At 70.1% G+C, this 25,888-nt stretch carries 20 protein-coding genes and 1 pseudogene; 12 read left to right on the forward strand and 9 right to left on the reverse strand.

Going from position 1 to position 25,888, the window contains the following annotated elements:
* Positions 1-33 precede the first annotated feature (33 nt).
* Genes HCA58_RS23490 through HCA58_RS10470 form a run of 6 tightly spaced genes read right to left on the reverse strand, consistent with a single transcriptional unit; the run spans position 34 to position 6,111 of the window.
* Positions 34-1,320, reverse strand: coding sequence for a TniQ family protein (locus tag HCA58_RS23490; RefSeq protein WP_240955933.1), 1,287 nt, complete (start codon positions 1,318-1,320; stop codon positions 34-36).
* Positions 1,320-2,393: a TniB family NTP-binding protein gene (locus HCA58_RS10450; protein ID WP_169597690.1), complete on the reverse strand. Its 1,074-nt coding sequence runs from the start codon at positions 2,391-2,393 to the stop codon at positions 1,320-1,322. Before HCA58_RS10450 ends, HCA58_RS23490 begins: the two co-directional genes overlap by 1 nt.
* A complete protein-coding gene (locus HCA58_RS10455; protein ID WP_169597580.1) occupies positions 2,390-4,393 on the reverse strand; it encodes a Mu transposase C-terminal domain-containing protein in 2,004 nt (667 codons plus the stop codon). The genes HCA58_RS10450 and HCA58_RS10455 overlap by 4 nt, the downstream gene beginning before the upstream one ends.
* Positions 4,390-5,154: a TnsA-like heteromeric transposase endonuclease subunit gene (locus tag HCA58_RS10460; RefSeq protein WP_205808240.1), complete on the reverse strand. Its 765-nt coding sequence runs from the start codon at positions 5,152-5,154 to the stop codon at positions 4,390-4,392. Before HCA58_RS10460 ends, HCA58_RS10455 begins: the two co-directional genes overlap by 4 nt.
* Positions 5,147-5,698: a hypothetical protein gene (locus HCA58_RS10465; protein WP_169597581.1), complete on the reverse strand. Its 552-nt coding sequence runs from the start codon at positions 5,696-5,698 to the stop codon at positions 5,147-5,149. Before HCA58_RS10465 ends, HCA58_RS10460 begins: the two co-directional genes overlap by 8 nt.
* Positions 5,695-6,111, reverse strand: a complete 417-nt coding sequence (locus tag HCA58_RS10470; RefSeq protein WP_169597582.1) for a hypothetical protein — start codon at positions 6,109-6,111, stop codon at positions 5,695-5,697. Before HCA58_RS10470 ends, HCA58_RS10465 begins: the two co-directional genes overlap by 4 nt.
* A 204-nt stretch (positions 6,112-6,315) precedes the next feature.
* On the opposite strand from HCA58_RS10470, the gene HCA58_RS10475 reads away from it, so the two are divergent.
* Positions 6,316-6,960: a hypothetical protein gene (locus HCA58_RS10475; RefSeq protein WP_169597583.1), complete on the forward strand. Its 645-nt coding sequence runs from the start codon at positions 6,316-6,318 to the stop codon at positions 6,958-6,960.
* 16 nt (positions 6,961-6,976) lie between these two features.
* Here the strand turns inward: HCA58_RS10475 and HCA58_RS10480 are convergent, their stop codons facing one another.
* Positions 6,977-7,348 carry a cytidine deaminase gene (locus HCA58_RS10480; protein WP_169597584.1) on the reverse strand — a complete coding sequence of 124 codons (372 nt, stop codon included), beginning with the start codon at positions 7,346-7,348 and terminating at the stop codon, positions 6,977-6,979.
* 174 nt (positions 7,349-7,522) lie between these two features.
* Here HCA58_RS10480 and hrpA point away from each other — a divergent pair, with 174 nt between their 5' ends.
* Complete coding sequence (hrpA, locus tag HCA58_RS10485; RefSeq protein ID WP_169597585.1) at positions 7,523-11,581, forward strand: ATP-dependent RNA helicase HrpA; 4,059 nt, start codon at positions 7,523-7,525, stop codon at positions 11,579-11,581.
* Here hrpA and HCA58_RS10490 read toward each other — a convergent pair.
* Positions 11,578-12,510: a LysR family transcriptional regulator gene (locus tag HCA58_RS10490; protein WP_169597586.1), complete on the reverse strand. Its 933-nt coding sequence runs from the start codon at positions 12,508-12,510 to the stop codon at positions 11,578-11,580. The genes hrpA and HCA58_RS10490 overlap by 4 nt on opposite strands.
* Positions 12,511-12,587: 77 nt before the next feature.
* Here HCA58_RS10490 and HCA58_RS10495 point away from each other — a divergent pair, with 77 nt between their 5' ends.
* The 5 genes from HCA58_RS10495 (at position 12,588) to HCA58_RS10515 (ending at position 18,711) form a co-directional block, all read left to right on the forward strand.
* On the forward strand, positions 12,588-13,280 hold the full coding sequence (locus HCA58_RS10495) for a succinate dehydrogenase cytochrome b subunit (RefSeq protein WP_346775946.1): 693 nt from the start codon (positions 12,588-12,590) through the stop codon (positions 13,278-13,280).
* Between the two features lie 2 nt (positions 13,281-13,282).
* Positions 13,283-15,220: a fumarate reductase/succinate dehydrogenase flavoprotein subunit gene (locus tag HCA58_RS10500; protein ID WP_169597588.1), complete on the forward strand. Its 1,938-nt coding sequence runs from the start codon at positions 13,283-13,285 to the stop codon at positions 15,218-15,220.
* Positions 15,217-15,978 (forward strand): succinate dehydrogenase/fumarate reductase iron-sulfur subunit, encoded by a 762-nt coding sequence (locus tag HCA58_RS10505; protein ID WP_169597589.1) that lies wholly within the window; start codon positions 15,217-15,219, stop codon positions 15,976-15,978. Before HCA58_RS10500 ends, HCA58_RS10505 begins: the two co-directional genes overlap by 4 nt.
* Before the next feature lie 239 nt (positions 15,979-16,217).
* A complete protein-coding gene (locus HCA58_RS10510) occupies positions 16,218-17,399 on the forward strand; it encodes a zinc-dependent alcohol dehydrogenase (RefSeq protein WP_169597590.1) in 1,182 nt (393 codons plus the stop codon).
* A gap of 160 nt (positions 17,400-17,559) precedes the next feature.
* Positions 17,560-18,711, forward strand: a complete 1,152-nt coding sequence (locus HCA58_RS10515) for an MBL fold metallo-hydrolase (RefSeq protein WP_169597591.1) — start codon at positions 17,560-17,562, stop codon at positions 18,709-18,711.
* Positions 18,712-18,727: 16 nt separating this feature from the next.
* On the opposite strand, the gene dgt is transcribed toward HCA58_RS10515, so the two are convergent.
* Positions 18,728-20,239, reverse strand: a complete 1,512-nt coding sequence (gene dgt / locus HCA58_RS10520) for a dGTP triphosphohydrolase (RefSeq protein ID WP_169597592.1) — start codon at positions 20,237-20,239, stop codon at positions 18,728-18,730.
* On the opposite strand from dgt, the pseudogene HCA58_RS10525 reads away from it, so the two are divergent.
* From HCA58_RS10525 to HCA58_RS10545, 5 genes and pseudogenes are all read left to right on the forward strand, one after another.
* A pseudogene (locus HCA58_RS10525) lies at positions 20,238-22,698 on the forward strand (Tex family protein). The gene dgt and the pseudogene HCA58_RS10525 sit on opposite strands and share 2 nt — an antisense overlap.
* 59 nt (positions 22,699-22,757) lie before the next feature.
* Positions 22,758-23,192 carry a hypothetical protein gene (locus HCA58_RS10530; RefSeq protein WP_169597594.1) on the forward strand — a complete coding sequence of 145 codons (435 nt, stop codon included), beginning with the start codon at positions 22,758-22,760 and terminating at the stop codon, positions 23,190-23,192.
* Between the two features lie 182 nt (positions 23,193-23,374).
* Positions 23,375-24,028, forward strand: coding sequence for a sugar transferase (locus HCA58_RS10535; protein ID WP_346775947.1), 654 nt, complete (start codon positions 23,375-23,377; stop codon positions 24,026-24,028).
* The gene (locus HCA58_RS10540; protein ID WP_169597595.1) at positions 24,025-25,173 is read left to right on the forward strand and encodes an aminotransferase class I/II-fold pyridoxal phosphate-dependent enzyme; all 1,149 of its coding nucleotides are present in this window, start codon (positions 24,025-24,027) and stop codon (positions 25,171-25,173) included. The genes HCA58_RS10535 and HCA58_RS10540 overlap by 4 nt, the downstream gene beginning before the upstream one ends.
* Complete coding sequence (locus HCA58_RS10545; RefSeq protein WP_169597596.1) at positions 25,170-25,814, forward strand: acetyltransferase; 645 nt, start codon at positions 25,170-25,172, stop codon at positions 25,812-25,814. The genes HCA58_RS10540 and HCA58_RS10545 overlap by 4 nt, the downstream gene beginning before the upstream one ends.
* The last annotated feature ends 74 nt before the right edge of the window (positions 25,815-25,888 follow it).

Below are 25,888 nucleotides of genomic sequence, written 5' to 3' on the forward strand. Positions count from 1 at the left end.
TCGAGATCGTATGCGGTGGCAGGTTGCCCGAGATTAGCGTCCTGGTGTGGTGAAAATCTTGCGTTCGTGTCCGAGCAGCGGTCGTCCTCCGCGTGGTCCTGGTGGTGACTCGCGGGTGGGCCAGGGAACGGGGTTGACGGCGGTGTCGAGGTAGTCGGATCTCACTGCCGTGGGTCTTTGGTAGTCGGCAATGACAGGTTCGGTGGCGTCGCCGACGATGGTGGCGGCCGGGGTGTCGGAGAAGGTGGTTGCTTCAGCGCTGGCTGCGACGGTGCCGATGAACAGATCCATTTGACGTGCCCAGTCGCGGGCGAGGACGGGGCCGATGTGGCGGTGGTAGAGGATTCCGCGTCCGCCTCGCCGGTTGCGGGCGAACCATCGGGCGCTGCGCCTGTGCCGGTCGATGCTGTGCTGGTGGGCCTTGGGGATGGTGTGGCCGCCGAAACCGCGTTGGGTGCGGTAGGTGGTTCGCGGCAGGCTGGGTGGCCGCCAGCAGTCGTCGTCGATCCAGTGGGCGATCGGATCGTGGACGACTTTGGGCCGGTAGTCGGGTTGGCCGAGCCGGCGGCCGATCTCGGCAGCGAAGCGGTGTTGCCCGGCGGGGTCGTTTGCGGCGAGGCGGCGCCAGTGCAGCGAGCCGACGAGGGCAGCGATCTTGACGGCTTCGGGGTAGGTCGCGGCGAACAGTCGGGAGGTGCTGAAGGTGGTTTCCTCGGTGCCGTGCGGGATGAGTTCGGCGGCGCGTTCGCCCCAGTCAAGGCGGGCGTCGTCGGGGTGGTGGGCGTCTTGGTCCCACCGGTGGCCGCAGATGAGGAAGCCGGTGAGGACGGCGTCGTAGGTGGCGGCCGGGCCGAGGCGGCGTAGGAGCCGCAGGTGCGCGCGTTGCGCGGCAACGATCTCGGGTAACTCGTCGAGGGTGGGATAGGGCTGGTCGATCACGTCCGGCGGGCCGATCCAGATGCGGTGCCGGGTGCAGACGTAGCGGTGGTGCGGCAGGAGTTGACGGACGGTGCCGCCGGGGTGCCGGGCGGTGCAGCGGGGACATCCGTGTTGCGGTTCGTGACGGAAGGCGAGCCAGTCGGGTTCGGGTCGGCGGATCTCGATGACGGCGCGGGCCAGGAGGTTCTCGGGTATGCCGGTGACGGCGGCGAGCAGGTCAGCGGCGATGAGCCGAGCGCCGCCGCCTGCGGCGCCGGGCCGGCTGACCTGCTGCCAAAGCTCGGGAAACGGGATGCCATGCAGGTTCGCAAGCCGGCTGATGTAAGACGCGGCGGTTTCGTGGTGGGCGGGCGCGACGGCGATGGGCAGGCGTGGGGACATCAGGCGCTCGTGGCGGCGGTCTCGGCCGACCGGCGGGCGCGCGGGCGTGGCGGGGATGTTCGGGTGGCTTTCTCGGCGGCGAAGTCGACCGGGACCAGGTCGAGCAGGTCGCGGGTGATCTGTTCGGTGCCGTCCTCGATAGCCAGGATCGCGGCGCCGCGGATGAGCTGGGAGAGGCTGCCGATCATGCCGGAGGTGCGGCGGTAGAGGTGTTCATCGAGACCGACGAGGGTTCCAGGGGTGTGTCGGTGCAGCCGCAGCATGGCTTCGAGAGTGGCGATCAGTGACCGCCAGGCGGTGCGCTGCTCGGTGGTGCCGTAGGCGAACGGGGTGGACGCGATCAGGGTGAACCGGCCGGCAATCTGGCGTCCGCGGACGCCGGCGAACAGCCCTTCGGCTTCGACGTCGATGCCGGCGTAAACGAAGGTGGCCGGCAGCCTTTCGGCGAAGTACTTGAGCTGGTCGGACACCTCGGCGCCGGCTCGGGTGGCGAGGTTGAGGTTGTGGATCTCGTCGACCAGAACAAGCTCGATACCAGTGTTGGCGGCTGTGGCGCAGACCGCGTTGACGATGTCGGGCATGTTGGCCCGGGCGGAGAACTCCAGACCGTAGAAGCGGGCGAACTCGACGGCGAGCATTTTGGCGGTCGCGGCCGGTGGGACGGTGACGTAGGCGACTGGCAGCCGGTGCCGGCTGTCAGGGTGCCGCTTGCGGACGGCGCGTTCGTGGGTGCGGCCGAGCTGGGTCAGCGCGGTGGTCTTGCCGGTGCCGGATGCGCCGGACAGGATCAGGCCGCGCCGGGCGGAGACCTGCCGTCGGTTGAGCTGGACCAGCAGCCGACCGGTGCCCAGCATCTGCCGGATGATCGGTGTGTTCACCAGCGGCAGTTCGGCGTGGTATTCGCGGCGGGCTTCGTCGTGCGCGGCCCGCCGCGACCGGGTCAGCGCGAGGAGTTGCTCGGCGCTGAGCGCGGCCGGTGGTTCGGGCTGGTAGTCCACGAACCGGCGCCAGCCTTCCTTGGTGGTCGGCGGTTCCTCCGGCATGATCACGTCGTCGTCGGCGACGGTGGTCATATCCACCTCTCTGCTTCGGCGTCAGCGTCAAAGACCCCGAACGGGATGACCTCAGCGGCCGGCGCGGTGGACTCGTCGATGGCCAAGGGTGGGGCAGGCTCGGGCAGTTGAGGCCGGTGGGTGGCTTGACCGCCGCGGGTGCGGGCGGTGATGCGGGCGCTCGCCTTGTCCGGTCCGTGCTCGGCACGGGTGAGCAGGTCGTCGAGAACCCGGGCGATCTCGGCCTCGGTGGCTCCCCTGCCGGCCAGGCGACGAGCGTGACGCCAGGTGAAGTCGGCGAACGGCGCGGACACCATCGGCAGGTGCGTCCAGGGGACAGTGATCCAGCCGTCCGGGGTGCGCAGGTGGACCTGGGAGACGTCGTAGGGGTCGTAGTGCACCTCCCACCGGTCCCGTTGCGCGACCATTCCGGACCGCTGGTGCCGGTAGGGGCCGAGAGCGGCGGCGTTGTAGGTGCGGTTATCGATCTGGATGCCCTCGGCGGTAATCCGCCGCCACTTGACTGGCAGCAACTCCAGGTAATTCTCGCCGGTCAGGGTCAGCGGCAGGTAACCGGCGACAGCGACCAGCACGGCGTACTTCTCGTTCGGAGTGAGCACCCGCCGAGGCTGGTGCGGGTCACGCAGCGCCTCGTGCGGGCGGTGCTGCCAGCCAACGATGAGCCATTCGTCAAGCAGGTCCTGCAACTCGCCGATCGTCCACTCCCCGGCGACGTCACGGCCGCGCATCATCGGGTTGCCGCCCGTGTAGCCGGCGACGTGCTGCGCGAACAAGGTCTTGACCGCAGCGTTCGTGGCCTCGACCACACCCTTGTCGGTCGGGGTGCCCTTGCGGGCCGGCTGGACGGAGATCCCGAGCCGGTTGCAGGCCCGCTCGAAGGTCTCCGACACGAACACCCGGCCGTGGTCGATGACGATCTGATCCGGGACGATCACCGGCCTGGCCGCCGCCTCCCGCATGCGAATGTCGATGTCGACCAACCGGGCATACGGCATCCGCGACGCCGACAGCCGAAGCGCGTTGGCCCAGCCCGGCCGCATCGGCTCCGGGACCAACATCTTGGCCAGCAGCAACGCCGCGTCGACGGCCTTGGTGCCGACCGGGCGCAACACCGCGGCGCAGATCGTGCGGGTGGCGACGTCAACGGCGATCGTCAGGTCGGCCCGGACCGGCAAACCGTCGTCGAGAACCACCATCACGTCAATTGGGGTGGAGTCGATCTGCACCTGCTCACCGGGGCGGGAGGCGAACGTCGGAGTGAACACGCCGGTAGGCCGGTTGGCCATCTGTCGGCGGGTGACCGCTGAGCCGAAGGTGTGCTTGCCGGCGGCGAGCCGGTCGACCAGCTCGTAGAAGGCGCTGCGACCGGGCAGCGGCACCACCCCCGGCCCGTGGATCTCTTCGACCCGCTTGATCACCTGGCGGATCAGGCGGGATCGGGTGCCGGTCGAGGCGTCGGTCTGCGCCGCGATGACCTCCCGGGCAACCTCGACCAGCCGAGCATCGGCCCGGCCGGCGACCTCCCAGGTCCGCACCGCCCGCTGGTCGACCAGCCCCCACAGCCCCTGAGCGGTGTAGCGCAGCCGCCGGTTTTCGATCGTGCGGTAGCTGACGCCCAGCTCCGCGCCTTTGGCGCGCTGCCGCTCGGCCAGGCTGTGCTTCGCCGGGTCGTACTCGGGTCTCGGCGTCGCGTCGAGCGGTGCGTGCGGCGGCAGCCCGGTCTCGACCTCCACGATGTGGCGTTCCCACTGCTTGGCCGCGGCGAGCACGTCCTCGGACAACGCGTCGAGCAGCCCGACTGGCTCCACCTGTGGTGCCGGGCGCCCGTCAATGACCGTGAAGTCGGGCGACGCCATCAGGTGCCCGGCCAGCACCACCTGGTCGGCGCCGCCGACCTCCGAGCGCAGCCGCACCGACGCTCCGGCCAGTCCCACCACTTGGTGCTCACCGCCGTCGAAGTGCACCCAGTCACCCGGGCGCAGCACCGACCGCGGCGTCACCCTGCCACCGCCGCGGTGACGACGGTGTCCGGGTGCAGCGGCGTGGACAGGTCCGCGTGCAGCATGTGGCGCCAGAGCAGGTGGAACAGCACCGGCAGCACCGCGATCGGATCACCGACCGCCTCCGCGCCGGCCAGCAGCGCACCAGGCTCGGCGAATACCTGCCGCAGCGTGGCCGCCACCGCCGGCAGGTCGTGACGGGGGTGCCGGTAGCCGGCCAGCCAACGCACGTTGCGGACCAGGATCGCATCCAGTGCGCCGACCACCCGGTAGTCCCAGCCGAGCTGCTCGCAGGCCGTCCGAGTCTGGGCGAACTTCACGGCGTCTTTCGGTTTGATCCGCTGGAGCGGGCGGCAGTCGACCACACGGGCGCCGCCGTCGGCCAGCCGGGCGAAGTAGTCCGGGGCGTGCGAGCGGATCTTGCCCTGCTCGTTGGCCCAGAACAGCCAGAACGGTTGAGAGGCCACTGCGACCACGGCCGGGTCGAAGTCCAGCAGCATCAGGTGGTCGCGTTCCAGCCACGACTCGTAGCCGACGTGATGGCCCATCGTCGCCGTCCACCACCGACCGGGGAAGTGCTTCTGCCCCTTGTACTGGGGAAACCGCCGCGCCGGGCGGCACCGCTCGAATCGCGCCGACCAGGCGTCTGCCAGTGGAATGCGGTGCTCGATGCCGTCGAGGCCGACGTAGCCGACCTCGAACCCGCCCAGCGGGTCACCGCTCACCCCGCCCGACACCGGCCGCAGCGTCACCTCACCCATGCCCGACCCCCGACACGGCCGGCGTCCGGATACCCGGGCGCAGCCCGAGGCGTTCCTCGAACTCCCGGGCCACGCTCTGGCAGCGGCGGTAATCGTTGCGCGGCCACACGGTGCGCCCGTCCTGGCGTACCAGCGTGGCGACCAAGTGAACGTGGTCTACGCCGTGACGCACCGCCACCCATCGCACCGCGGCCAGATCCCCCACGGGGGCCAACCCGACCCCATCAAGAACCGCGGCCGCGACCAGCGCCCACTGCTCGTCGGACAGCACCGGATCGTCCGAGTGGTTGTGCACCGAGCAATGCCACACCGGCTTGGCCGGCGGGTTGACCCCGGCAAGAACCGGCTGTTCCAGCAGACCAGCCAGCCGGCCTGCTGCGCCGGGGGACGACGCCGACGGCAGACCTGCCACCCCGCCGACGGCGGCCGCCGCCCACGCTGCCACCAACCGCTGATCCCGGTGCTCGCCGTACTCACCGGGCCCCAGCAAATACCGCAGCACCTCGCGCACATCCGCGCCACGCGGCCGGACCCGCGGAATCACGCCGCGACCCGTCGAAGTAGCCCGTGCAGCCGCTCGGCCACCGCGTCCAGCCGCGCCACCACCGCAGAACAAGCCGCGACGCCACTCCCGGCCGACGGAGCCCGCCCGGCGTCGAGCGCATCGGCGGCACAGACCAGCGCCGTGCGGGCGGCGAGCAGATCCCGCTGCACCCGCGCCAGCTCAGCCCGGCTCGGACCGGTCGCCGCCGTCTCGACGCCGCCGCGGGCAGCAGCGACCGCGACCTCTCCGGTGTACCCGGTCGGCGTCAGCCCCGCCCGCGCCGCAGCCGCCGCCACATCGCGCAGTTCCTCAGCGGTCAGCCGGACGTGCACCCTGTACGACCGCCCAGCCGGCACCCGTACCCGGTTGCGAGCCGGCGCCGCCGCCGGCTCGCCCGGAAGATCGACATTCATGCCGATGGATTATGCACCATCGTCGATTCCTGCTCTTGTGCGCCCCACAAGGTAAATCCGGACCCCACAAGATCATCCACAACATAGACCCGGACTCCACAAGGTTCGCGCGGACGCGACAGGCCCCTTTCGCACGCTGGGCAATGTCAGGACCGTCGATTAGAATGTGTGTACTAATCGAGTTCCTGAGCTGGGAGGATGCTCGTGACCACGCCTACCTCCGCCCCCCTCACGCCGTACGCCACCCTCCTCGGTTTCACCCGGTACGTCGACCGCACGGGCCCGACCAAGGCCAGCTTCGTCGGTGGCCTGCGCCGGCAGCGGGCGAGCCGCTCCGGGTTCAATCCGCACGGCCAGTTCGTCAAGGCGCTCAAGGCTGACGTCGCCTTCCACACCGGCGGCACCCACCTGGCCCAGGTGGTCGACGTGGTCAAGCCCCGCTGGCGCCCGCTCTACCAGGCGCTCACGCCCGGCGCGACGGCGTGGCTGCGCTCCCTCGGCGATCCCGCCGGTGTCGACCTGGCCCAGACCCGCGACGCACTGGCCATGCTCGGCGACCTCCCCATCAAGATCAACCCGCATTTCGGTATTCGATACGCCGACGGCCACGCCGAGGCGGTACGCCTGCACTTCGACGAGAACCCGCCCAGCGAGGAGGCGACGCTGGCGGCACTACACCTGACCGCCCGGCACATGGACGCCGTTCTACCGCACGCCGAGCCGGTCCTGGTCGACGTGCGCCGGAGCATCACCCACCGGATGCCCGACCGCGCCAACACCGACGAGATCGAACGCTGGCTCGCCGGCGAGGCCGCCGCTTTCCGGGCCATCTGGTCCGCCGCTGCCTGACCCGACCCGCGCCACGTCATCCGTTGGGGAGCTTGGTCACAGGGGTCACCAGGGGGGTTTCGGGCGAGCCGACGATGATCCGTAACGTCGGGAAATGGTCGGCCAGCAGTTCGCGGCAGGCCGGGCAGGGAGCGACGAGGGATCGGCCGCGGTCGCCGACCGTGACGATTGTCTCCAACTCTCCCACCCCCTGGGTGGCGGCGGTGGCGAGCGCGACCCGCTCGGGGCACGTTCCGCCCGCCGCGTGCACCACGTTCACTGCGGACACCACTCGGCCTTCGGCGGTGCGGGCCGCCGTGGCGAGGGTGTGGGCGGCACTGCGACAGCGCAGCTTCGCCACCGCACTGGCGGCCTGCACCAGGGCCCGGTCGGTGTCGCGCATCGTCATCGGCGTCCCCGTGTTCACCTAGATCCGAAGGTCAAACGATAGACCTGAACCGCAGACGCACACCGCCTCGCCCCCTGGCAGGTGTCGGGTGCCGGCCATGGGGGCGGATCACATCGGACGGGACGGGTAACCGGGAGGCGGACCACAAGCCGGCTGCCTATTCTTGGCCACGCCATGCAGAATCCAACCTCACCCGCCGCGACCGATCCCGTCCGCGAGTTGCAGCGTCGCCTGTCGCCGTTGATGTTCCGCGACCAGCGGCACCTGCGACGTCGGCTCGACGGGTTGCGAAAGCTGCGTGACCCCCGGCGACGTGAGGCGGTACTGGCTGAGATCGTTGCCGAGACGGTCGCGGCGGAGGGCCGGCTGGAGCAGCGGAAAGCCACGGTTCCGACGGTCACCTTCCCGGCTGGTCTGCCGGTCAGCGAACGTAAGGACGACATCGCCGCGGCGATCCGCGAACACCAGGTGGTGATCGTGGCGGGCGAGACCGGCTCGGGCAAGACCACCCAGCTGCCGAAGATCTGCCTGGAGTTGGGGCGTGGGGTGCACGGGCTGATCGGCCACACCCAGCCGCGCCGGCTGGCCGCGCGTACGGTGGCTGACCGGATCGCCGAGGAGTTGGGCACCGAGCTCGGCGCGGTGGTCGGCTACAAGGTCCGCTTCACCGATCAGGTGGGCGAGCACAGCCTGGTCAAGCTGATGACCGACGGTATCCTGCTGGCCGAGTTGCAGACCGACCGGATGCTGCGCCAGTACGACACGTTGATCATCGACGAGGCACACGAACGTAGCCTCAACATCGACTTCATTCTCGGGTACCTCCGGCAACTCCTGCCCCGCCGCCCCGACCTCAAGGTGATCATCACCTCGGCGACCATCGAAACCGGCCGCTTCGCGCGACACTTCGCCGGCCCACCGACCGCCGAGAATCCCGACGGTGAGCCGGCACCGGTGGTGGAGGTCTCCGGCCGGACCTACCCGGTCGAGGTCCGCTACCGGCCACTGGTCGAGGTCGCCGAAGGCGACGAGGGAGGCACCGACGAGGACAACGTCCGAGACCAGATCCAGGCCATCGGTGAGGCCGTCGAGGAACTGGCCGCCGAAGGGCCAGGCGACGTCCTGGTCTTCCTCAGCGGTGAGCGGGAGATCCGGGACACCGCGGAGGCACTTGGCAGGCTGGTACAGAACCGGCGGGCCCTGCAGGACACCGAGATCCTGCCGCTGTACGCCCGCCTCAGCGTCGCCGAGCAGCACCGGGTCTTCGCCCCGCACGGCGGACGTCGGGTCGTGCTGGCCACGAACGTCGCGGAGACCTCGCTGACCGTGCCCGGCATCAAGTACGTGGTGGACCCAGGCACGGCCAGGATCTCCCGCTACTCGCAACGGCTCAAGGTGCAACGGCTGCCGATCGAACCGATCTCCCAGGCCAGCGCCAACCAGCGCAAGGGCCGCTGTGGGCGTACGTCGGACGGCATCTGCATCCGGCTCTACGACGAGCAGGACTTCCACTCCCGTCCCCAGTTCACCGATCCGGAGATCCTGCGGACCAGTCTGGCCTCGGTCATCCTCCAGATGACCGCCATCGGACTCGGTGACATCACCGCGTTCCCGTTCATCGACCCGCCGGACCGGCGCAACATCATCGACGGGGTGAACCTGCTGCACGAGCTGGGCGCGATCGACCCGGCCGAGACCGAGCTGACCAGACGGCTCACCACCGTCGGTCGACGGTTGGCCCAGTTGCCGGTCGACCCCCGGCTGGCCCGGATGGTCCTGGAGGGTGAACGCAACGGTTGCGCCACCGAGGTGACGGTGATCGCCGCAGCCCTGTCGATCCAGGATCCGCGGGAACGGCCGACGGAGAAGAAGGCCCAGGCCGACCAGGCACACGCACGGTTCGCCGACGCCGAATCCGACTTCGTGGCGTACCTCAATCTGTGGCGTCACCTGCGTGAGCAGCAGCGGGCGTTGTCGTCGAGCGCGTTCCGCCGGATGTGCCGGGCCGAATACCTCAACTACCTGCGGGTCCGGGAGTGGCAGGACATCGTCAGCCAGTTGCGGCAGGTGCTGCGTACCCCTGACGACCGGAGTCGGGGACGGCGCCGGCGAGGCGACGCGGACGGCGCACCCGACGGTGGTGGACGACGCCTGATCGGCGCGGACCTACCGGCGGAAATCGACACGCCGAAGGTGCACCAGTCGCTGCTGCCGGGTCTGCTCTCGCACATCGGCCTCAAGGACGCCCAGAAACACGAGTACCTTGGCGCTCGCGGGGCCAGGTTCGCCCTGTTTCCGGGCTCGGCGCTGTTCCGCAAGCCGCCGCGCTGGGTGATGGCCGCCGAACTGGTGGAGACCTCCCGGCTCTGGGGGCGGGTGAACGGACGGATCGAACCGGAGTGGGTCGAGCCGCTGGCTGCGCACCTGGTCAAGCGCAGTTACAGCGAACCGCACTGGGAGAAGAAGCAGGCGGCGGTGATGGCGTACGAGAAGGTCACCCTCTTCGGCGTCCCGCTGGTCACCTCACGCAAGGTCAACTTCGGCCGGATCGATCCGGTGTCGAGCCGGGAGTTGTTCATCCGACACGCACTGGTCGAGGGCGACTGGACCACCCATCACCAGTTCTGGCAGGACAACCAGAAGCTACTGACCGAGATCGAGGAGTTGGAGAACCGGGCCCGGCGGCGCGACATCCTCGTCGACGACGAGACGATCTTCCAGTTCTACGACGAGCGGATCCCGGCCGAGGTGGTTTCCGGGCGGCACTTCGACAGCTGGTGGAAGAAGGCACGTCGGGAGCGGCCCGACTTGTTGACCTTCACCCGGGCACTGCTGGTCAACGCGGGCCGGGGCAGCCTGGACGAGGCCGACTACCCCGACCAGTGGCGGAGCGACGGGGTGGCCCTGCCGCTCACCTACACGTTCGACCCGGGTACCCCGACCGACGGCGTGACGGTGGACATCCCACTGCCGTTGCTCAACCAGATCCCCGCCGAGAGCTTCGACTGGCAGGTGCCGGGGCTTCGTGAGGAACTGGTCGTCGCGCTGATCCGATCGCTGCCGAAGCCGGTACGGCGCAACTTCGTGCCGGTGCCCGACTACGCCCGCGCCGCGCTTGCCGCGATCACCCCGGGCACGGAGCCGCTGCTTGACGCGCTGACCCGGCAACTACGACGGATGACCGGGGTGACCGTGCCCCGCGACGCGTGGGAGGTGGACAAGCTGCCGCCACATCTGCGGGTCACCTTCCGGGTGCTCGGTGACGACGACGAGCCGGTCGCCGAGGGCAAGGACCTGCCGGCCCTGCAACGTCGGCTCACGGCGGAGGTACGCCAGGTGGTGGCCGCCGCAGCGCCGGAGCTGGCCGGCACCGGGCTGACCGGCTGGGAGTTCGGTGCGCTGCCGCGCACCATCGAGCAGGTACGGGCCGGGTACGCGGTGACCGCCTACCCGGCGCTGGTGGACGAGGGTGCCACGGTCGGCGTGAAGGTGTTCGACTCCCCGGCGGAGCAGGAGGCGGCGCACTGGGCGGGTACCCGTCGACTGCTGCGGCTGACCGTGCCGTCGCCGGCGAAGTTCCTTCAGGGGCGGCTCAGTAACGAGGCGAAGCTGGCGTTGTCCCGTAACCCGCACGGCGGGGTGCAGGCGTTGATCGAGGATGCGGCCGGCGCGGCGATCGACAAACTGATCGCTGAGGCGGGTGGGCCGGCTTGGGACGAGGCGGGTTTCGCCGCGCTGCGCGACAAGGTCCGTGCCGAGTTGGTCGACACGGTAGTGGAGGTGATGGACCGGGTACGGGCGGTGCTCGCCGCCGCGTACGCGGTGCAGCAGCGACTCGGCGCGACGAGGAACTTGGCCGTGGTGGCCGCCCTGGCCGATATCCGCAACCAGGTCACCGGCCTGGTGCACCCCGGGTTCGTCACCGAGGCCGGGTACGCCCGGCTGCCGGACCTGCTGCGCTATCTGACCGCGATCGAGCGTCGGCTGGATCGGCTGCCGGGTAGTCCCGCACGGGACAGGTCTCAGCAGGACCGGGTGGCGTCGGTGCAGCGGGAGTACGACGAGATGCTGGCCGCGCTGCCCCTGGCGCGACGCTCGTCGGAGGCGGTGCGACGGATCCGTTGGATGATCGAGGAGTTGCGGGTGAGCGTCTTCGCCCAGGCCCTCGGCACCCCCTATCCCGTCTCCGAGCAGCGCATCTACCGCGCCATGGACGACGCCGAGAGCGGTTAGCGCAGAGGTTCGACGCCGGGTGGGAGTTGCGCGGTGGCGGTGGCGGTGTGCACGTAGTCGAGAAGGATGCGGCGTAGCTCGCGGCCGGCGTGGGTGGGCACGGCGTCGCGACGGCGGGCTACGGCGATGGTGCGTCGTACTCCCGGCGGAGCGAGTCGGGTGACCCGGATGCCGGCCCGGCGGGCCACCACCATGCCGGGTACCACGGCGATGCCCAGCCCGGCCTCGACGAAGCTGAGCACCGCGTCCATTTCCCCGCCGTCGACTGACAGGGCCGGTTCGAAGCCGGCGTCGCGGCACGCCTGAAGGGTGGCGTCGCGCAGGTCGTAACCCTCGCGGAACATCACCATCGGCTGGTCCCGCAGGTCGGTGATGCGCAGGTCGGCACTGGGCGTGGCGGTGGGCACCGGGTCGACCGAGGCGACCACCAGGCTCTCGGTGAGTATCGGATCGGCTCGCAGGCCGGGGTCTGTCCCCTGGGCAGGCATTATGATCAACGCGAGGTCGAGATCGCCCCTGAGCAGGTCACGAACAAGGTCCTGCGAGCCACCCTCCTCCATCCGCAGGTCCACGGTGGGGTGGGCGTCGCGGAACCGGCGGAGGACCGGCGGGGCGAGCGAGGTGGCGAGGCTGGGGGTGGCGCCGAGGCGTACCCGGCCGCGCCGTAGCCCGACCAGTTCCTGTACCTCCCGGGTGGCGGTCTCGACGTCGGCCAGGATCCGGGTGGCCAGTGGCAGCAGCACCTCCCCTGCCGCGGTGAGCGTTATGTTGCCCCTTACCCGTTCGAACAGGGGCGCCCCGAGGGCGTCCTCCAGGGCGTGAATTTGCTTACTCAACGAGGGTTGGGTGATGCCCACGAGATCCGCGGCTTGGGTGAAATGTCGTACTTCGGCCACCGCAACGAAGTACTTCAGCTGATGGAGCTGCATCTAGATAGCCTACGGCTATCAAGACTGCGGCGTCGATGCATTGGACGACTGATCCAACTACTCCTAGCGTCGATCAGGTGGTAGTCACGACGAGAACCCGGTCGCCCATCCGGTCTAATGTCGGCCTGAAGGCCGTCATGGCGGTGACAGGCATCCTGCTGGTGCTGTTCCTCATCGCCCATATGCTCGGCAACCTGAAGATCTTCACGGGTGCGACATCGTTCGACCACTACGCACACTGGTTGCGTGAACTCGGTGCCCCACTGCTGCCCAGCGCCGGGTTCCTCTGGATCCAGCGGGTCGGGCTGCTGACCGCGGTGCTCCTGCACATCGGGGCCGCCACGATCCTGGCGATGCGCGCCCGAGCCGCCCGCCCGGTGCGCTACGCCCACCGTAAGAAGGTCCGGGGCAGCTACGCGGCCCGGACCATGCGCTGGGGTGGCGTGATCATCCTGCTCTTCGTGATTTACCACATCCTCGACCTGACCACCGGCACGCTGAACCCGGTCGGCGACCCGTCCCGGCCATACGCCAACGTGGTCGCCGACTTCGCCCCGGAACGCTGGTACGTCACGGCCTTCTACACCCTGGCGGTCGTCGCGCTCGGCTTCCACCTGCGGCACGGCGTGTTCAGCGCGCTGCGCAGCCTCGGCCAGCAGACCCCCGGCGGCGAACAGCGGGCCCGGTTGGTGGCTCTCGTCTTCGCCGTCGTGCTCTGCGCCGGCTACCTCCTGGTCCCGTTCGCCGTACTCACCGGATTGGTGTCCTGACCGTGGAACTGTTCTCCCAGGGCGACCCGATCGCCGACACCAGAGCCCCCGACGGCCCCATCGAGACCCGCTGGGATCGTCGCCGCTTCGAGGCGAAGCTGGTGAACCCGGCCAACCGCCGCAAGATGACCGTGATCGTGGTCGGCACCGGCCTGGCCGGCGGCTCCGCCGCCGCGACGCTCGCCGAACAGGGCTACCGGGTCAGGTCGTACTGCTACCAGGACAGCCCCCGCCGGGCCCACTCGATCGCCGCGCAGGGCGGCATCAACGCCGCCAAGAACTACCGCAACGACGGCGACTCGGTGCACCGGTTGTTCTACGACACCGTCAAGGGCGGCGACTTCCGCTCCCGCGAGTCGAACGTGCACCGGCTGGCCGAGGTCTCGGTGAACATCATCGACCAGTGCGTCGCCCAGGGGGTGCCGTTCGCCCGCGAGTACGGCGGGTTGCTCGACACCCGCTCGTTCGGCGGTGCACAGGTGCAGCGCACCTTCTACGCCCGGGGGCAGACCGGCCAGCAGCTGCTGCTCGGCGCCTACCAGGCGTTGGAGCGGCAGATCGGCCTGGGCAACGTGGAGATGAACGCCCGGCACGAGATGCTGGAGCTGATCGTCGTCGACGGCAAGGCCCGGGGCATCGTGGTCCGCGACATGGTCACCGGCGAGATCACCACGGAGTTCGCCGACGCGGTGGTGCTCGCCTCCGGTGGCTACGGCAACGTCTTCTACCTCTCCACCAACGCCAAGGGCTGCAACGTCACCGCCACCTGGCGGGCCCACCGTAAGGGGGCGTACTTCGCCAACCCCTGCTACACCCAGATCCACCCGACCTGCATCCCGGTCTCCGGCGACCACCAGTCGAAGTTGACCTTGATGAGCGAGTCGCTGCGCAACGACGGCCGGGTGTGGGTACCCAGGGCCAAGGGCGACGACCGGGACCCGCGCGAGATCCCCGAGGACGAGCGGGACTACTACCTGGAGCGCATCTACCCGTCCTTCGGCAACCTGGTACCCCGCGACATCGCCTCCCGCGCCGCGAAGAACGTCTGCGACGAGGGCCGGGGGGTGGGTCCGACGAAGCTCGGCGTCTACCTCGACTTCGCCGACGCCATCAACCGCCTGGGACGCAAGGCCATCGAGGCCAAGTACGGCAACCTCTTCGAGATGTACGAACGGATCACCGGCGAGGATCCGTACGAGGTCCCGATGCGGATCTACCCCGCGGTGCACTACACGATGGGCGGCCTCTGGGTCGACTACGACCTGCAGTCGACGATTCCCGGGCTGTTCGTCATCGGTGAGGCCAACTTCTCCGACCACGGCGCGAACCGGCTCGGCGCCTCGGCGCTGATGCAGGGCCTCGCCGACGGGTACTTCGTGCTACCCAACACGGTCGCCAACTACCTCGCCGCCGGCCCGTTCGAGAAGGTCGACGCGACCCACCCGGCGGCCGTCGAGGCGCGTCGCGACGTCGAGGACCGCATCCAGCGACTACTGGCGATCGACGGCGACCGGACGGTGGACTCGTTCCACCGTGAGCTTGGCCAGCTCATGTGGGAGCACTGCGGCATGGAACGCTCCGAGGCCGGGCTACGCAAGGCCATCGACGAGATCCGCGCCCTGCGGGACCAGTTCTGGCAGCGGGTCCGGGTGCCGGGCAACGGTGAGGGGCTGAACCAGTCGCTGGAGAAGGCGGGCCGGGTAGCCGACTTCTTCGAGCTGGCTGAGTTGATGTGCATCGACGCCCTGCACCGCGAGGAGTCGTGCGGCGGCCACTTCCGCGCCGAGCACCAGACCCCGGAGGGTGAGGCCCAGCGCGACGACGAACGGTTCGCGTACGTCGCGGCCTGGGAGTTCACCGCCGCGGGTGAGCCGTCGGTACTGCACAAGGAAGATCTGAACTTCGAATACGTCCACCCCACGCAGCGGAGCTACAAGTGAACCTGACCCTGCGCATCTGGCGCCAGTCCGGCCCCCAGGACAAGGGTCGGATGATCAAGTACCAGGTCGACGACGTCTCTCCGGACATGTCGTTCCTGGAGATGCTCGACGTGCTCAACGAGCGGTTGATCCTCGGCGGCGAGGAGCCGATCGCCTTCGACCACGACTGTCGCGAAGGCATCTGCGGAATGTGCGGCCTCATGATCAACGGGGACGCGCACGGTCCACAGCGCGGTACCACCGCCTGTCAGCTGCACATGCGGCAGTTCAAGGACGGCGACACCATCGACATCGAGCCGTGGCGGGCCCGGGCCTTCCCGGTCATCAAGGACCTGGTCGTCAACCGCAACGCCTTCGACACGATCATCGCTGCCGGCGGGTACGTCACCGCCCCCACCGGCAGCGCCCCGGAGGCGCACTCCGTGCCGGTGGCCAAGGCCGACGCGGACGCCGCCTTCGAATCCGCCGCCTGCATCGGCTGCGGTGCCTGCGTAGCGGCGTGCCCGAACGGCTCGGGGATGCTGTTCACCGCCGCGAAGGTCACCCAGTTGTCGCTGCTGCCGCAGGGCCAGCCCGAGCGCTACACCCGGGTCGTCGACATGGTCGACGCGCACGACGAGGCCGGCTTCGGTGGCTGCACCAACGCCGGTGAGTGCACCGTGGTCTGCCCGAAGGGAATCCCGTTGACCACGATCGGCCGCCTCAACCGCGACTACCTGGCAGCGACCACCCGACACGCCGACACCCCCGGCACCTGACCGCCGCAGCCGGCACACGGACCGGCCGCCGTACCGATGCCGGTACGGCGGCCGGTCCGTTTGTCTTGCGGGCGGCCCCGCCGACCGCCGGGATCACACTGCCGAGAACACTCGGGCACGTGTGCCCGGGAGGACCGCCGTCGAGTGGTCCACTGCCGGTTCGAGACCCCGCCGCCGGTTCAACCAGCCCCGGACGGGTAGCAGTCCGGTCAGACGTACAGCGGCGAGGAGGGGTCGGCATGCGGGCACTGACCTGGCAGGGCAAACGGGACGTACGGGTCGAGGAGGTCCCCGACCCGACGATCGAGGAACCAACCGACGCTATCGTGCGGATCACCTCCACCGCCATCTGCGGCTCCGATCTGCACCTGTACGAGGTCCTCGGGCCGTACCTCAAGGCCGGCGACATCCTCGGACACGAACCCATGGGCATCGTCGAGGAGGTCGGGCCCGGGGTGACCCGGCTCAAACCTGGCGACCGGGTGGTGGTGCCGTTCAACATCTCCTGCGGCTTTTGCTGGATGTGCCAGCGTCAGCTCTACGCCCAGTGCGAGACCACCCAGGTCACCGCCGAGGGTAAGGGCGCCGCCCTGTTCGGCTACACCTCCCTCTACGGTGCGGTGCCCGGCGGGCAGGCCCAGTTCCTCCGCGTCCCGTACGCCGAGTTCGGCCCGATCAAGGTGCCGGCGGACGGCCCCGACGAGCGGTGGCTCTATCTCTCCGACATTCTCCCGACCGCGTGGCAGGCGGTGCGGTACGCCGACACACCTCCCGGCGGCACCCTCGCCGTCTTCGGGCTGGGGCCGGTGGGACAGCTCTGCGCCCGCATCGGCCGCCATCTCGGCGCCGACCGGGTGATCGGCCTCGACCTGGTGCCGGAGCGGTTGGAGATGGCCCGCCGGCACGGTGTGGAGGTGCTCGACGTGTCCCAACTCGACGACGTCCCCGGCACACTCGTCGACCTGGTGGACGGGCGTGGGCCGGACGCGGTGATCGACGCGGTCGGCATGGAATCGCACGGTGCACCGTTGGGCAAACTGGGTCAGGCCGCCGCCGGTCTGCTGCCCGACAAGCTGGCCCAGCCGATGATCGACAAGATGGGCATCGACCGGCTCGTCGCGCTCAAGGCCGCGCTCAAGGCCGTCCGACGCGGCGGCACCGTCTCCATCTCCGGGGTGTACGGCGGCGAGATCGACCCGCTGCCGCTGATGGAGATGTTCGACCGGGGCATCCAGGTGCGGATGGGACAGTGTCACGTCCGGCGGTGGATCGACGAGATCATGCCGCTGCTCACCGACGACGACCCGCTCGGCGTGACCGACCTGCGTACCCACCGGGTGTCGCTGGAGCAGGCACCGCAGGCGTACGAGATGTTCCAGCAGAAGCAGGACGGCTGCGTCAAGGTCGTCCTCGCCCCGTGAACCCATCGACGGGCGCACGTACGATTCTCCCTGCCGAGTGACCATCGCGGTTCGACGGCACCGGCGCCGCAAACCGTGGGCACACGTACCGCCCCCACAACGGCGGCTGCACCGCCGACGGCGGCTACCGTGGACTTCGGGATCAACCGAGGGGGGGACCATGCGGGCGCCGAACGAGTCTACTGGACGTACCACCGGTCGGCGGATCACCGGGGCTGCGGCGAGTCTGGCCGCGTTGGCCGGGCTCGCCGGCGCGGCATGGTCCGTACGGAACGTGCCGGCCGCCATCGGCGGACGGCTGGCCGGGGTCCGCGCCGAACGGGCGGCCCGGTCACCACAGTTCCGGGACGGCACCTTCCACAACCGGTCGGACACCCGCACGACCGTGCCGGTCTCCGACCGCAGCCTCGTCCGTGAGTTGCTCTTCGGCAAGCAGAAGCGCCGGCCGGCGGCACCCGTGCCACTGCTGCGGCCGGCCGCCGAGACGAACATCGACCCGGCGCGGGAACTGAACGTCATCTGGTACGGCCACGCCTCCGCGCTGATCGAGATCGAGGGTCGACGGGTGCTGCTGGACCCGGTGTGGAGCGACAGATGCTCCCCCTCGACCGCGGTCGGCCCGCGCCGGCTGCACGAACCGCCGGTACGCCTCGACGAACTGCCCCGGCTCGACGCGATCCTGATCTCACACGACCACTACGACCATCTCGACATGGGCACGGTGCGGGAACTGACCGACCGGCAGGCGGCACCGTTCCTGGTACCGCTCGGCGTCGGTGCCCACCTCGACCGCTGGGGCGTACCACCGGAACGGATCATCGAGCTGGACTGGTCGCAGACCCACCAGGTAGCCGAGTTGGAGATCACTTGTACCGGCGCCCAACACTTCTCCGGTCGGGGTCTGCGCCGCAACGGCACCCTCTGGGGTTCCTGGGTGGTGGCCGGGCGGCAACGCCGCGCCTACTACACCGGCGACTCCGGCTACTTCGGCGGGTACGCGGAGATCGGTGCCGCTCACGGGCCGTTCGACGTCACGCTCATGCAGATCGGCGCGTACGACCGGGCCTGGCCCGGTATCCACATGTTCCCCGAGGAGGCGGTCGACGCCCACCTCGACCTGCGTGGTGGGCTGTTCCTGCCGGTGCACTGGGCCACGTTCAACCTCGCCCTGCACGACTGGTCCGAGCCGGTGGACCGGGTCTGGGCCGAGGCGAAGGCGCGCGACGTGCGGCTGGCCGTGCCACGACCGGGCGAGCGGGTGGTGGTCGACGACCCACCTGCGGTCGACGGCTGGTGGCAGGCCATCGCCTGATCCGGTGCCCTTCTGTTCACAGCACGAAGGCGTCGGTCCAGAGGGCGCCGGAGCGGCCGGAGATGGCGTCCAGCATCGCCACCGCCTGGCTGTCGGTGAGCTGAGCAACGAAGTCGACGATGGCCCGGCCCCGTGCCTTACCGATCCGGTCCTGGGTGCGCGGGTGCAGTTCCGCCTCCGCCAGTTCCACCAGGTCGTGCAGTCTCCGGGGCAGCCGGGACTCCTCCTCCGGATCCAGCAGCCACTCTCGTAGCGCCTCGACCAGGGTGTCGAGCAGCCGAGCCTGACCACGCTGGTGCAACGCAAGGTCCGGACGGGCCAGCACGAACCGGTGGTGGACGAACTTGAGCACCTGCACCTCGTGCCACTGTGCCGGGGCGAGCAGCACGTGCCCGGAGCGCACAGCGGGCTGCGGGACCACGGCGATCGCGTCCACGAGACGGGTGGTCCACCTGGCGGAGAAGCGGGCGACGTACTGTTCCGCCTCGATCGAGCCGTCGAAGGGCAACGCCAGCAGCCCTTCGACGAGTTCCTCGCGGACGTGTTCGACGGCGGCGGCGAACGCCTCGTCGTCGGCGATCCAGGCGTCCTTCTGGTGCAGTTGGCGGCGTAGCCGCTCGATCGACGAGCCGGGCCGCCGGGCGGAGGTGACCAGTGCGGAGTCGGTGATGGCCCGCAGGTGACCGCTCTCGCGTTGCCAGGCCATCAACTCGGCGGCGACCGTACCCTGCTGGAGCACCCCGACCCGGTAGAAGTCCTCCACGTCGTGGATGGCGTAGGCGATGTCGTCGGCGGTGTCCATCACCGACGCTTCGACGGTCTGCTGCCAGTCGGCGATCCGCCCGACGAACGGTGCCCGGGCCTGCCGCAGGTCCTCCAGCTCGGTCAGGTAGGCCCCGAACTTCGCCGATCCGCTGTCCGGGTCGTCTGGCGGCGGGGTCGCGCCACGCGGCGGCGGATCCATCAGGCGCGGGTGCGGGTCGGGGTGGTCCAGCCGGGTCCACGGGTACTTCAGCATCGCCGCCCGCACCGCCGCGGTCAGGTCCAGGCCGGTGGTCGCCGCGCCCCGGATCTCGGTCGAGGTGACGATCCGGTACGACTGGGCGTTGCCCTCGAATCCGTCGGTCAGGCCGAGCCGGTGCCGGGCCAGCCGGTCCAGCACCCGCTCTCCCAGGTGGCCGAAGGGCGGATGGCCGAGGTCATGGGCGAGCGCGGCGGCTTCCACCACGTCCGGGTCGCAGCCGCCCAGTTTCTCCACCAGATCGCGTTGGTGTGCGTCGGCGGTGAGCCGCTCGGCTATGGAGCGGGCCACCTGGGCGACCTTCAGACTGTGGGTGAGCCGGTTGTGCACCAGCAGCCCGGTGCCGCCGGGGCTGACCACCTGGGTGACGCCGCCGAGCCGGGTGAAGAACGGCGAGCCGACGATGCGGTCCCGGTCGGCCCGGAACGGGCTGGTCGCCAGGTCGCCGAGGGCCCGCGCGCTGCCGCCGAAGAGCCGGCGCGCCCGAGGGTCCACAGGTGGTTCCATGATCGCCACGGTAGCCCGGCAGAATGCACCACGGAACCCACACCCGAAGGCGGAGCGACATCGTGACCCTCTCTGTTCATCAACGGATCGCCGAGGAACTCGGCGTCGCCGAGCGCCAGGTACGCGCGGCCGTGGAACTGCTCGACGGTGGTGCCACCGTGCCGTTCATCGCGAGGTACCGGAAAGAGGCCACCGGCCTGCTCGACGACACCCAGCTGCGTACCCTGGAGGAACGGCTGCGGTACCTGCGCGAGCTGGACGAGCGGCGCACCGCGGTGCTGGAGTCCATCCGTTCCCAGGGCAAGCTCGACGAGGCTCTGGAAGCGCAGATCAGGGCGGCCGACTCGAAGTCCCGCCTGGAGGACATCTACCTGCCGTACAAGCCGAAGCGGCGGACCCGGGCGCAGCTCGCGCGGGAGGCCGGCCTGGAGCCCCTCGCCGACACCCTGCTCGATGACCCGTCCCAGGATCCGCGTGGGACCGCCGCCGCCTACGTCGACGCGGACCGGGGCGTGGCGGACGACGCCGCCGCGCTCGACGGGGCGCGGGCCATCCTGATCGAACGGTTCGCCGAGGACGCCGACCTGATCGGCACGCTGCGCGAGCAGATGTGGTCGCGGGGCCGCCTGGTGTCCCGGGTACGCGAGGGGCAGGAGAGCGCCGGGGCGAAGTTCGCCGACTATTTCGACTTCGCCGAGCCGTACCCGAAGCTGCCCTCGCACCGCATCCTGGCCATGTTCCGGGGCGAGAAGGAGGGCGTACTCGACCTGACCATGGCCCCGGAGGCCGAGGGTGACGACGACGAGGTGGTGACCGGACCGACCCGGTACGAGGCCGCCATCGCCGGCCGGTTCGGGGTCAGCGACCAGGGACGTCCCGCCGACCGTTGGCTCGCCGACACGGTGCGCTGGGCGTGGCGTACCCGCATTCTCATCCACCTCGGGGCGGACCTGCGGATGCGGCTGTGGCAGGCCGCTGAGGAGGAGGCTGTCCGGGTCTTCGCCACGAATCTGCGTGACCTGCTGTTGGCCGCGCCGGCCGGTGCCCGGCCGACGATGGGGTTGGATCCGGGCCTGCGTACCGGGGTGAAGGTGGCGGTGGTGGACGCCACCGGCAAGGTGGTCGCCACCGACACGATCTATCCGCACGAGCCGCGCCGGCAGTGGGACGCGTCCCTGCACACCCTCGCCACGCTGGCCGCGGCCCACGGGGTGGAACTGGTGGCCATCGGCAACGGCACCGCCAGTCGGGAGACCGACAAGCTGGCCGGTGACCTGATCAGGCGGCATCCGGAGTTGAAGTTGACGAAGGTGGTGGTCTCCGAGGCCGGTGCGTCGGTCTACTCTGCCTCCGCGTACGCCGCGCAGGAGTTGCCCGGTCTGGACGTGTCGCTGCGTGGCGCGGTCTCGATCGCCCGCCGGTTGCAGGATCCGCTCGCCGAGCTGGTGAAGATCGATCCTCGGTCCATCGGTGTCGGGCAATACCAGCACGACCTGTCCGAGGTGAAGCTTTCCCGGTCGTTGGACGCGGTGGTGGAGGACTGCGTCAACGGTGTCGGTGTCGATGTCAACACCGCCTCCGCGCCGCTGTTGACCCGGGTCTCCGGCATCGGTGCCGGGCTGGCTGAGAACATCGTGCTGCACCGCGACGCCAACGGACCGTTCCGTACCCGAGCCGAGCTGAGGAAGGTGGCCCGGCTCGGGCCGAAGGCGTTCGAGCAGTGCGCCGGCTTCCTGCGCATCCCCGGCGGTGACGACCCGCTGGATTCCTCGAGCGTGCACCCCGAGGCGTACCCGGTGGTGCGGCGGATCCTGGCCAGCACGGGTCAGGATCTGCGGTCGGTCATCGGCAGGTCGACGATCCTGCGCGGCCTGCGCGCGACCGACTTCGTCGACGACACGTTCGGCCTGCCCACCGTCACCGACATCCTCGCCGAGTTGGAGAAGCCGGGCCGCGACCCCCGACCGGAGTTCAGGACGGCGACCTTCGTCGATGGCGTCGAGAAGATCGGCGACCTGACGCCGGGGATGGTGCTGGAGGGTGTGGTCACCAACGTGGCCGCGTTCGGCGCGTTCGTCGACGTGGGGGTGCACCAGGACGGTCTGGTGCATGTCTCGGCGATGTCCCGCACCTTCGTCAAGGATCCGCGCGACGTGGTCAAGTCCGGTGACGTGGTGAAGGTTAAGGTGCTGGACGTGGACGTTCCGCGCAAGCGGATCTCGCTGACCCTGCGTCTGGAGGACGAGACGGACCCGGCCGCCGGCCGGGGTGCTCGGGGCGACAGTGGCAGCGATCAGCAGGGGCGGGGCCGGCGCAACGGCCAGGGACGCAACGGCCAGGGACGTGGCGGGCAGGGACGTGGCGGGCAGGGCGGGCAGGTCCGCCAGGGACGCGGCGGCTCGGCGGCTCCCGCCGACGGCGCGATGGCCGACGCGCTGCGCCGGGCCGGGCTGCTCTGAGGAGGCCCTCAGCCGCCGGGTAGGTCGAGGTGAACTGGTCGGTGGCGTACCGTCGGGGCGTGGCGAGTGACGGCGACCCGGACTGGCGGGAGACGCGGCAGCGGGCGGTGCGGGCGCACGCGGCTGCCGCGCAGCGCCGCCGGGAGGCCGAGCAGGCGGAGGCCGCGTCGCTGGTCGGCGCGTTCGTCGAGGAGGCTCGGCGGCGCGGCCTGGCCACCAGTCGACTTGTTGCCCGGTCCCATGACGGGCGGGCCCGATACCGGACCGGTCTGTACGGCTGGTACATCGACCGGGCCCACAGCCGGGCGGTCGACGTGGACGGTCGGTTTCACCTGCTGACTGTGCCGCGTTCGCTGCGCGCCCGGTTTCTCGGCGCCGATCCGCAACCCGACCCGCCCCCGCTGATCATCGGCGAGGGTGCCCGGGACGGCGAGTCGCTACCGCTGCGGACCATGTTGCAGCGGCGGCTCGACGCACTCGAATCAGAACTCTGACCAGCTCCGACCCGACACACCCGAGCTGACGCGACGCGCCGGGACGCGTGTCCTTTGCGTGTCCCGGCGGGTTGACCTGTCGGGATCCGTGTCGACTGTCGCTATTTTCCGGTGCACCGGAACAACAGTCTGATACAACCCGTTTGTCTGCTATGACCGGTTGACGTACGGAGGTCAGAACGGTGCCCGTATCCTCGGTGACCGCACCGGCGCGCCCGACCCGGCCCACACGGCCCAACGATCCAGTCAAACGGCTGTTCGACGTGGTCGTCGCGATCGTTCTGTTGCTGCTGACCGTGCCGGTGATGGCGGTGGTCGCGGCGGCGGTCGCGTTGGGCCTGGGCCGACCGGTGCTGTTCCGGCAGTGCCGTATCGGGCGGGACGACCAACCGTTCGAGTTGATCAAATTCCGCACGATGCGGTCCCCCGACCCGGCCCGGGGGCTGTTGACCGACGCCGACCGACTCACCCCACTCGGCCGGTGGTTACGGGCCACGAGTCTGGACGAACTACCGACTCTCTGGTGCGTGCTCCGCGGCGACATGAGCGTCGTCGGCCCCCGCCCCCTGCTTCCCGAATATCTCAGCAGGTACTCCCCCACCCAGGCGCGACGGCACGAGGTCCGCCCGGGCATCACCGGGCTGGCACAGGTACGCGGTCGCAACAGCCTCGACTGGGACGCCAAGCTCTCGCTCGACGTGGCGTACGTGACCAACCGCAGCCTGCGCCTCGACCTGTCGATCCTGACCGCCACCGTCGGCACCGTGCTGCGCCGGGACGGCATCTCGGCAGACGGCAGCGCCACCATGCCCGAGTTCCTCGGGAGCCGGCGATGACGGGCACCATCCACCTGTCCGCGCCGGACATCGGGCCGTTGGAGGAGTCGTACCTGATCGCGGCGCTTCGGTCCGGCTGGGTGGCACCGGTCGGCCCCGATCTCGACGCCTTCGAGCGGGAGGTTGCCGCCCGGGTCGGTACCCGGGGGGCGGTTGCGGTCAGTTCCGGCACCGCAGCGCTGCACCTGGCGCTGCTCGGGCTGGGCGTCGGTCCGGGGGACGCGGTGCTGGTACCCACACTGACGTTCGTCGCCACCGCCAACGCGGTCCGCTACACCGGGGCCAGACCCGTACTGGTCGACTGCGATCCCCGGACCGGCAACATCGACGTCGCGCTCGTCGCCGAGCTGCTCCAGGAGCTGCGTTCGCGTGGCGCGCGGGTCGGCGCGGTGATCCCGGTCGACATGTTCGGCAGTTGCGCCGACTACACCGCGCTGCTGCCGATCTGCGCCGCCGCTGACGTTCCGGTCGTGGAGGACGCCGCGGAGGCGCTCGGCGCCACCCATCTCGGCCGGCCGGCGGCTTCCTTCGGTCGGGTGGGCGCTCTCTCCTTCAACGGAAACAAGATCATGACCACCTCCGGCGGCGGTATGCTCGTCGGCGACGACGTGGCGCTGCTCGACCGGGCGCGGCATCTGTCCACCCAGGCGCGTGAGCCGGTTCGGCACTACGAGCACCGGGAGACCGGCTACAACTACCGGTTGAGCAACCTGCTCGCGGCGCTGGGCCGGGCGCAGCTCGTCCGGTTGGATGGGATGATCGACCGTCGGCGTCGGCTGCGGGACCGCTACGCCAAGCTCTTCGCCCCGGTCCCGGGGGTCGACCTGATCGGCGCCGAGGACGCCGACTCGAACTGCTGGCTCACCAGCGTGCGGGTCGACCCGCACCGGTGCGGCTGGACCGCGGCGGATCTCGCCGACCACCTGTCCGCCCGCGACATCGAGACCCGTCCGGTGTGGAAGCCGATGCACCTGCAACCGGCGTACGCGGACGCGGAGAGCCGGCTCACCGGTGCCGCCGAGCAGCTCTACGCGCAGGGGTTGACCCTGCCCAGCGGCAGCGCTCTCACCGAGCCGCAGGTCACCGCCGTGCTCTCGGCGATCGAGGGATTCCTGGCCACCCGGAGCGGGGTCCCAGCGGCGTGACGGTACCGCTGGTGATCGTCGGCTGCGGCGGGCACGGTCGAGAGGTCTTGACCATCGCCCACGCCATGAACGTCGCTGCCCTCCTACCCCGCTGGCAGGTGCTGGGTTTCGTCGACGACCGTCCGGACGAGGCGCATCTCAAGCGGGTGCAGCGGCTCGATGTGCCCTACCTCGGTGGGGTGTCCTGGTTCTCCGAGGCACCCGCCGACACCCACCACGTCATCGGCATCGGCGACCCACGGGTCCGACGGTCGGTCGCCGAACGGATCGACCGGTACGGCATACCAGCTGCCAGTCTGGTGCACCCCGACGCCACGCTCGGCGTGGATCTGCGGTACGGCCCCGGCCTGGTGGCCTTCGCCGGGGCCCGGGTCACCACGAACGTGACTCTCGGGCGGCACGTGCATCTCAACCAGAACTGCACCGTCGGGCACGACTGCGAGCTGGCAGACCACGTGTCGGTGAATCCGCTGGCCGCGGTCTCCGGGGAGTGCCGGCTGGCGGAGGGCGTGCTCGTTGGTACCACCGCCGCCGTGTTGCAGGGGCTGCGGGTGGGTCGGGACAGCACCGTCGCCGCGGGCGCCTGTGTGGTTCGTGACGTGCCCGCCGGTGTCGTGGTCAAGGGCGTGCCGGCCCGCTGATCCGACCGGCAGCCGGGCCCGACGGATCGGTTGGCCACCCGAATCGAGCGATCCGCTATCAATCGCCTAAAAGG

Origin of the sequence: Micromonospora sp. HNM0581 (genome assembly GCF_012726175.1) — a bacterium.
In the GTDB taxonomy this organism is placed as follows: domain Bacteria; phylum Actinomycetota; class Actinomycetes; order Mycobacteriales; family Micromonosporaceae; genus Micromonospora.